The organism is Rhodococcus sp. (in: high G+C Gram-positive bacteria), from assembly GCF_049591685.1.
GTDB lineage: Bacteria > Actinomycetota > Actinomycetes > Mycobacteriales > Mycobacteriaceae > Rhodococcoides.
This window is the reverse complement of sequence record NZ_JBAWFH010000386.1, coordinates 1-4,906: the sequence shown is the minus strand read 5'-3', so window position 1 is coordinate 4,906 and position 4,906 is coordinate 1. Positions and strand designations below refer to the sequence as shown.

Annotated in this window: 6 protein-coding genes and 1 pseudogene; 2 read left to right on the top strand and 5 right to left on the bottom strand. The window is 65.6% G+C overall.

Annotated features, from left to right (window positions below; genetic code table 11):
- Nucleotides 1-197: pseudogene (locus WBQ44_RS16115) on the top strand (ammonium transporter); the annotation flags it as partial.
- A gap of 151 nt (nucleotides 198-348) precedes the next feature.
- Nucleotides 349-1,452, top strand: coding sequence for a GNAT family N-acetyltransferase (locus tag WBQ44_RS16110; protein WP_495567677.1), 1,104 nt, complete (start codon nucleotides 349-351; stop codon nucleotides 1,450-1,452).
- Between the two features lie 86 nt (nucleotides 1,453-1,538).
- Here WBQ44_RS16110 and WBQ44_RS16105 read toward each other — a convergent pair whose 3' ends face one another.
- The 5 genes from WBQ44_RS16105 to WBQ44_RS16085 form a co-directional block, all read right to left on the bottom strand.
- The gene (locus tag WBQ44_RS16105; RefSeq protein WP_495567676.1) at nucleotides 1,539-2,852 is read right to left on the bottom strand and encodes a S1 family peptidase; all 1,314 of its coding nucleotides are present in this window, start codon (nucleotides 2,850-2,852) and stop codon (nucleotides 1,539-1,541) included.
- An 88-nt stretch (nucleotides 2,853-2,940) separates the two neighbouring features.
- Nucleotides 2,941-3,327 (bottom strand): hypothetical protein, encoded by a 387-nt coding sequence (locus WBQ44_RS16100; protein ID WP_495567675.1) that lies wholly within the window; start codon nucleotides 3,325-3,327, stop codon nucleotides 2,941-2,943.
- A gap of 88 nt (nucleotides 3,328-3,415) precedes the next feature.
- Entirely contained in the window at nucleotides 3,416-3,544 is a 129-nt protein-coding gene (locus WBQ44_RS16095) for a hypothetical protein (protein WP_495567674.1), read from the bottom strand.
- Nucleotides 3,541-4,632, bottom strand: a complete 1,092-nt coding sequence (locus tag WBQ44_RS16090; RefSeq protein ID WP_495567673.1) for a hypothetical protein — start codon at nucleotides 4,630-4,632, stop codon at nucleotides 3,541-3,543. Before WBQ44_RS16090 ends, WBQ44_RS16095 begins: the two co-directional genes overlap by 4 nt.
- Before the next feature lie 78 nt (nucleotides 4,633-4,710).
- The coding region (locus tag WBQ44_RS16085; protein ID WP_495567672.1) for a response regulator transcription factor at nucleotides 4,711-4,906 on the bottom strand (196 nt) is incomplete at its 5' end.

The following is a 4,906-nucleotide window of genomic DNA, read 5'->3' as shown; positions in this document are numbered from 1 at the left end:
GAACCATCGTTGGTGCAGGCCTGGGCCTCTTGGGTGTCACAGTCGGTCCGTTGGTGTTCGCAACGGTTCCCGGTGGCGCAGCTATTGGGTCAGTAATCGGCACCATCGCCGCCGGTGGGCCGACGCTCGTTATTGCAGGCATCGACTTGATCAATACCCTCGCCGCTCCTCCGGGAACGACCAAGTTCGCCAACTAAGACCCAGCTCGAACAAAGCCCGTCACCTTGCAGGTGGCGGGCTTTGTTGTGTTCGAACCGAGCCGCTGGCCACCCGCGCAGAAACATACCGATGTCCCTCGACTGAATGACTGTTCCAGCTTTCTTTACGAACTCTTGGTACTTTAGAGGGGTGAAAACCTGCGTGGCAACGGTTGCTGTTCGGACCTACGCTGACTCCGATGCGATCCACGCCGAGTGGGAGCGGTTGGCCGAGCGCGTGGGCACGGTGTTCTCGTCGAAGCCGAGTTTTGTCCGGAACGTGGTGCGCGCTCAGGCGCTGAATGTCGAGTACGTGACGGTTCATCGGGATGACCGGCTGGTGGCCTTGGCGCCGCTGTTCAAGGTGCGGCGTGGACCAGTTGTGGTCGCCAAGATCGTGGGCACCAATCTGGGTGTCCCGCTCGAGTTGTTGAGTGAGGACGACGACTCTTCCGATCGACTGCTCGCTGCCATCGCGTCGCGGGGCTACATGCTGTCGGCGGATTCGCTGATCGGCGGTGAGCGCACGGTAAAAAGCTTGATCGGGCACCGCGCATGGACTGTGAAGGCGGAAGTTCGTGAGCGGGTTCCGGTCGTTCGCGTGCAGGCTGGTCGAGGTGCGTCGGACATCAGAGGCAAGAAGTCGTTGAAACGATTGCGCCAGTATCGCAACGAGATCGGGAGGCATTCGACGCTTCGGTACGAGGTCATCTCCGATCGCGCGCATCTCGACGAGCGTTGGAAAGACATCACCGCTTTGGCGGCGAAAGCCGTTGAGAAGTCCGACAAGGTCAATTACCTCGTGTCGCCCCACGGAGAGTTTGCCTTGGACTTCCTGCGTGACGAGGCATCGGCTGGGGCTCTGTGTATTGCGGGGCTCGTCGTCGACGATGTGTGGGTGGCCCACGAAATCGGCATACGTACGCGAAATCGTATGGAGGGCTGGCTGACTCACTACGACTCGCGGTTCGCGAAGTTGCAGCCCGGGCATCAATTGATCGAATGGTTCGTGGACAACCACGATGCTCTCGGGGTCTCCGAACTGGATCAGGGTGTCGGCGTCAACGAGATCAAGTCGGCGTGGGCGAAGTCGGGCTACGACGTGCTCACTGTGTCTGCGGTGCCGCGCTCGTGGAAGATGTCCGAAGTGTGGGCACGCGCCTTGAGCACGTACGCCCCGGCGGTGTCGTACGTGCGGAACGCCGTCTGGAGTACGTTCGGGCGATTCAAATCGAGCACCATCCGAATTCGCTGAGGGATTCGTATGGCGCCCTCGTCGGGGCATGCAGGAAAAAGGCCACGGCATCCGGTGGGGATGCCGTGGCCTTTTGACGAAGAAGATCAGTCGACGGCGGCCGTACGCACGGTGGCGCCGGTTTCTGCAGCGACCTGATCGATGGGAATGCCGAGGCTGGCCGTTCCGCCGAATTGGGCGAGTGCGAGGTTGGCCTCGGTGCAGTCGGGAGCGCCACCGCTGTTGGAGCCACTGGTGATGCCGAGTGCGAGCGTGCCGGTGACGATGGCGCCGCCGCTGTCGCCGGAGAGCGTGCACGCGGTGCTCGCGAAGCCTCGGACGGTGCGGCTGGTGCCGTCGTCCATGAACAGCTGCGTCTCGACGCGGTCGGCCGCCACGACACCGCAGGTGAACGACGAGGACTGCCCGGACTTGCACACCGGAGCGCCGACAACCGGGGACGCGGTACCGGTGATGGTCATGGTGGTGCCCTGTGCGCCGCGGACCGTCGGCTTGTCGAGGCCTGCGGCCACTCCGCGTTCGTCGAGGGAGATGACCGACCAGTCGAGACCGCTCGGTGATCCGAGGCTGGAGCGCTCGAACGTGCCGATCTGCGTGCTGTCGTGGACGTTTGCCGGGTTCGGGAGATAGACGGGAGCGCCGCCCACTCCGGTTTCGGCGTTCGGATTGCAGTGGCCCGCACTGAGATTGACCGGATTGCCGGAGCCGTCGACGGCGTTGAAGCCGAACGAGCAGATGCTGATCTCGGTGGGCGCGGTGTCCTTGATGGGTGCAGCCGTCGTGACGTAGGTGTCGCCGCTCAACGGCGCAGGCGCGACGGGCTTCGGCGCACCCGGTGACAACGTCACCTTCAAATTCGCAAGCAGCGTTGGCAGATTCAGAGCGCTGCCGATGGGGCTGTTGGCAACATCGATGACGATCTGATTGTCGAGGAAGTCGATGGAGGTGGTGTTGACCTCTGCTGCAACTTCGCGGGGCAGCGACGCGACCCACGCGTTGAGGTCGGCGAGCGACTTCTCGAGTCCGTCCGCGCTGACGGGTGCTTGCGCGGTGCCGTATCCGTCCTTGGCGACGGCCTGCGCGGCTGCCTCGGACGTCACCGCGACCACTGCTGCGCCGTCTGGCCCGATCCAGGCGCCGGCGAAATCGGCGGGACGAGATGCGCGGAAGTCGGATGCGTACGTCGACAATTCCTGTGCGCGCGCTGCTCGATCGAGATACTCCTGCGGCGAGATTTTCAGGTCCCGCTGCACAGCCTCGACGAGGCCGGGCGGAAGTTGTTCTGCTGCACTCTGATTCACGATGGGTGGGTCTGCCGACGCGGGGGCCGAGAAGATACCGAAAACCAAAAACGCCGTCGAACCGATCACTGCTGCGCGCAGTGCCCCCGTGTTACGCATGAAATCCCTTCATCGGGTGCCGTCATCAGCGCCCCACCCTAGGGCATCGACGCGCACGCCCGGCCAAATGCCTGCTCAGCGGGGATGCTCACCGCCCGGGGGTGGTGGTGACCGTCGCGCTCGGGGTCGCCGCATCGGTGATCGCGGGCGGAGTGACAGCATCACCGTCGACGAACGTGCCGGTTTCGAGCACCACCAAGGCTCCGACAGCCAAGCCGACGACGAGGCTGACAGGTGCGCCGTTGGCCGCGACCGTCTCGTAGGCGCCCTTTGCCGCGTCGTGCGAAACGAGCTGCACCCCATGCAGGCCCGTGCGATCGAACGCTGCGTCGAGCAGCGCGTGCTCGTCGGAACCCCAGCCTTCGCGGCACGGGAGCGCAACGGCAGGAGTGACGCCGCCGTGCCGAGCGGCAACCATGGCCACGAGACAGTTGACGGCGTGTGCCACCAGGTCTTCGGCGCGGTGCCCGTCCAACCGGCCGGTTCTGCCTCGGGACCGACGCCGACCTCGGAGACGAAGGCACCGACGGTGAGCACACCCGGCGTCGGCTCGACCCCGAGACTCACCGTCCCGTCACCGCGAACGTCACCGTCGAGGTAGTCTCGAAGATCTCGGGATCGACGCCCGGGTGACGCCGATGCACCGCGACCGCCACCTCGTCGTCGAGAGAGATCGCGAGGAAGCCTGTCACGGAGTCGTCGTCTCCGAATCGGTCGGGGGATCCGGTTCGTCGGGGTCTACAGGAACTACGGGCCCGTCATCAGGTTCGGGCTCGTCACCCGGCGGGTCCTGCTCCTGCGGTGTGGTCGGCGTTTCGGCGACCGGGCGGGTTTCCGGCGGCGTCGGTGCGGCGGGCTCGGATGTGGTGCGCTCGGGTGTGGTGGGCTCGGGCGCTGGTTCCGAGGTGGGCTCCGGCGTCGGAGGTGCAGTGAATACAGGGGTAACCGCGGTGACCTCGGGGACGAACGCCGGTTCGGCGATGGGCACCACCGTCGGGACGGGGAGCGAGGGGGCAGGTCTCGGCGACGTCGTCTCCACGGCTGCGACGGAATCTCCTTCGATCTGCGGCAGCGGCGGCATCGTCGAATCCTGGAGTAGCAGCGCGGACACGGCGCCACCGAGCGCGAGCACTGCCGCGAATGCGACGGCGGCGAGCACGGGGGTGCGCATCCACACGGGTGTGGCTGCGCGCCGAATCGGTATTTCCTCGGTGACGGCATCGACGGGATAGTGCGAAGCGATGCTCGCGGCACCTCGCGCCGCGGCGAGTCCGGAGTCCGAGCCTGCCCAGGTGGCCTGGGTGGATTCCGCCCACGCGGCCAGAGCTTCGGATTCGGACACCAGTGCGACTTGCCCGATGCCGTAGGCGTTCATGGCCGTGCGCACTGCAGCGACGTGTTCGGCCGTCCACGTGGACGGGAACGTGGCTGCAGCCGCGAGCGTGGTGACGTCGGCGTCGATCGAACGCGCGACCTCGGCCAACAGACACCGGAACGTCATGGCCACCAGTTCGGCGGGCGCGAAACCCGAGCTGGATGCATCGGCGGTATCGCTGACGAACCCGGTGTAAGCGGCAGTGTCGACGTCGTCGGTACCGCCGAGCGAGGCAGATCCGTCGCGATGGACGTAGAGGACGGTGCTGTGCAGCGATGCAACGTGCAGTGACGGATTCGCGCGCGAGGGCCTCGACACGGCCGCTATCGAGCGCTCGTCGTCGACGTAAAGCCCGACGTCGGGCAGCGTCGCGCGGCCGCCGTACGCGGCATGCCGGTTCGACATGTTCTTACGTCACCTCGTGGTTGGTCGATAACAAAAGCAGAACGACTCACCTCGATATCGCATTCGGCGCCGCCAGAGTTACATGTCGGTCGGAGTCGCGCCGTATCCCATCGCGCGAAGCATCGACAGCAGTTCCGAACGTGACCCCGCGCCGAGGCGTCGTCGAATCCGAGCGACGTGGTGTTCAACGGTCTTCGCGGAGATGTAGAGGCGCGCGCCCGCCTCGCGGTACGTGACGCCGAGGACCAGCAGTTCCGCAACCTCGGCTTCGCGG

What these genes read in the sequence shown, in the direction of transcription:
- WBQ44_RS16105 (WP_495567676.1), bottom strand. Translation starts at nt 2,852, where the DNA reads ATGCGTAACACGGGGGCACTGCGCGCAGCAGTGATCGGTTCGACGGCG.
- WBQ44_RS16090 (WP_495567673.1), bottom strand. Translation starts at nt 4,632, where the DNA reads ATGTCGAACCGGCATGCCGCGTACGGCGGCCGCGCGACGCTGCCCGAC.